Genomic DNA, 2,542 nt, shown 5'->3' on the forward strand with positions numbered 1-2,542 from the left:
GGATCCGGGGGGCGGTTGGGGGGGGAGGGGGCGGGAGGGGGGGCCGGGCCCACTCCAGTGGCCCGCCCCCATCCTCCCCTTCAGCCAAGAGTGCGTGCAGCCTCCAGCTCCTCGAGGGCCATCTCGGCCGCGGCGTCTCGGTATCCGAAGGCGTCGTCGCCGACCGGGGCGGCCGCCGCGGTGGGCGCCCCGGCCCAGGCCCAGGCCCGAGGAGCATCCCGTGAGCAGCCACCGTCGTCCCATGGTCATTCCCGCGTCGGGGACGGCCCGTGCAGGAGCGTCCCCCTCGGGAAAGAAGTGGGTCGTCGTAGATCTGGCTCCCGAGCGTCAGCGGATCGTGAGCAGTTTGGCCCGGCTGGGCACTCCCTGGGCGTTCATGGCGAACAGCATGTACGTGCCGGGGAGGGCCACGCCGGGATCCGCCGGAATGTCCACCTCATAGGCTGACGTACCGGTTTGACGGGACGTCAGGGGAACGCGCCGTTGGTCGTTGTCGGTGGAGTGGGTCGCTGCCCCGGCCCGTACCAGAACGAAGGACGCAACGGCGGAGTCCGCGGTGACGGCCAGCTTCGCCCCGTTCGTGGTCTGTGCCGGGACACCGCCGGTGAGGACGGGGCGGGCCTTTTCGGTGCCGTCGGCGTTGAGGAGATAGGGCGGGGTGAACACGGCACCGTCGGCGTGATTGGTGGCACAGTCGCCGCACAGGCCGCCGCCCCCGGAGAAGATCCGTCCGTCGGGCAGCAGGTTGGCCACGCTGTGGTAGTTGCGCGGCACAGCCATCGACGCCATACGCGTGAACGTACCCGTGGCCGGATCCCAGATCTCCGGGGCCATCGCCGACGTCGCGTCGCTGAAGGGCACCGGGTACGCCTGCCCGCCGAAGACGGCCACCTTGCCGTCGGGCATGACAACGCTGTTCGCGAAAGCCCGCGCGAAGGCCATGTCGCCGGTGCGCGCCGCGGCCGGCTGGCCGCCCCCGTTGAGGTTCACGGTGTAGGCGCGCCGTGTGGCCTGGGTGTTCTCGTACGAGGGCGCGCCGCCCAGAGTGAGGAGTTTGCCGATGTCGTACGCCACGGCGTTGCCGTTCATGGCATCGGCGCTGTCGGCGCGGTTGCCGGCGGCGGAGATGGTGCCGTTGCCCGTAGTGGAGATCCAGTTCATCTGCTTGCTCGGTCCGAGATGCAGTACGCGGCCGCCGGAAGTGGCGTGCAGCCACTGGTGGTTGTCGGCGCGATAGGGGCCGCGAGGGTCGGCGGTCATGGTGGTGGTGGCCGGTACGCCGGACAGGGTGCGCCACGTGCCGTTCGTGGCGGACCAGACCTCACCGCCCTTGTTGCCTTCGCCACCGCTCCAGGAACCACCCAGAACAAAGGCATCACCGGTGGACAGAGTGGTCATGGCTTGGTAGCCGCGCGGGGTGTTCATGTCCGTCGTCGACGTCCACGTGTCGGTGGCCGGATCGTAGATGCTGGCGCGCTCCGCGTTGCTGCCGCCGGTCACCAGGATCCGTCCGTCTCGCAGGACGGCGGTGCCCGGACAGAACATGTCGTGCCGGGTGTTCTCGATCCGGCGCTGCGAGACGGCGCCCGTCGTGAGGTCCCAGATGGCGGTCTGCGTATAGCCGTTGCTGCCGCCGAACCGGTCGATGCCGTAGGCGGACCAGACCAGCATCTTGTTGTTGGGCAGAACGGCGCCGGCCACCGGCACCAGCGGGAATCCGGTGAGCGAGCTCCAGACGCCGTGGGCGGCGGGCTGTGCCGGTCCGCTCAGCCGCAGCTCGGCGGCCGATGACCAGGGTCCCCGGCCGCCTGCTTCCGTGGTCGCCGTCAGCCGGACGTAGCGGGCCGTGACGGTACGGGTGAAGGTGGCGCCCTTGACGGTGTCGTCGTCCTTCCATACGCCGCTGGCGACCGGTGCGCCGAAGGTGGTGCCGTCGGTGCTTGTGGAGACGGAATAGGCGCCGATACGACCGTTCACCCCGGCGCGGCGCGGCTGGTAACCAAGCGCGGAGACGGCCTGGTTGCTCTTCATGTCGATGGTGATGTGATGCGGCAGCGGCGCCGGCGTGCCCGACCACTTGCTGTGCCAGAGAGTGTCGGGATCGCCGTCCAGGGCGAGCGTGGCACGGTTGTCGGCGGAAGCTGTTTCCTGGTCGCTGGCCGTCGCGGTCCAGCCCTCTCGCGACAGGTCCACGACGGAGGCCGCGGTGCCCGGGTCGCCGAGGAGGTTGATCTCGGCGGCCGATGACCAGGGCCCACGGTTGCCGGCTTCGGTGAGGGCGGTCAGCCGGACGAAGCGAGCGCCTCGAGGAGCGAAGCTCAGCGTCTTGGTGGTGGCGTCGTCGGCCAGGGTGCCGGTGGTCACTGCGGCTCCCCACGTCGTCCCGTCGTTGCTCAGATGCACGGCGTACTGGCCGATGCGGCCGTTGGCGCTGGTGGTGCGGGGCAGGTAGACGAGTGCGGAGACCACCGCGGCAAGGGGGGAGAAGGCGACGGGGGCGTCGAGTCATCTGTTGCCACAAGGTGTTGAGGTGTTGCCACAA

1 protein-coding gene is annotated in these 2,542 nt (G+C 70.0%); it reads right to left on the reverse strand.

What is annotated here, in order from left to right:
* Positions 1-327: 327 nt before the first annotated feature.
* On the reverse strand, positions 328-2,469 hold the full coding sequence (locus tag JAO81_RS37515) for a discoidin domain-containing protein (protein ID WP_307814109.1): 2,142 nt from the start codon (positions 2,467-2,469) through the stop codon (positions 328-330).
* Between the last annotated feature and the right edge of the window lie 73 nt (positions 2,470-2,542).

The organism is Streptomyces sp. N35 (assembly GCF_016464295.1).
Taxonomy (GTDB): Bacteria; Actinomycetota; Actinomycetes; order Streptomycetales; family Streptomycetaceae; genus Streptomyces.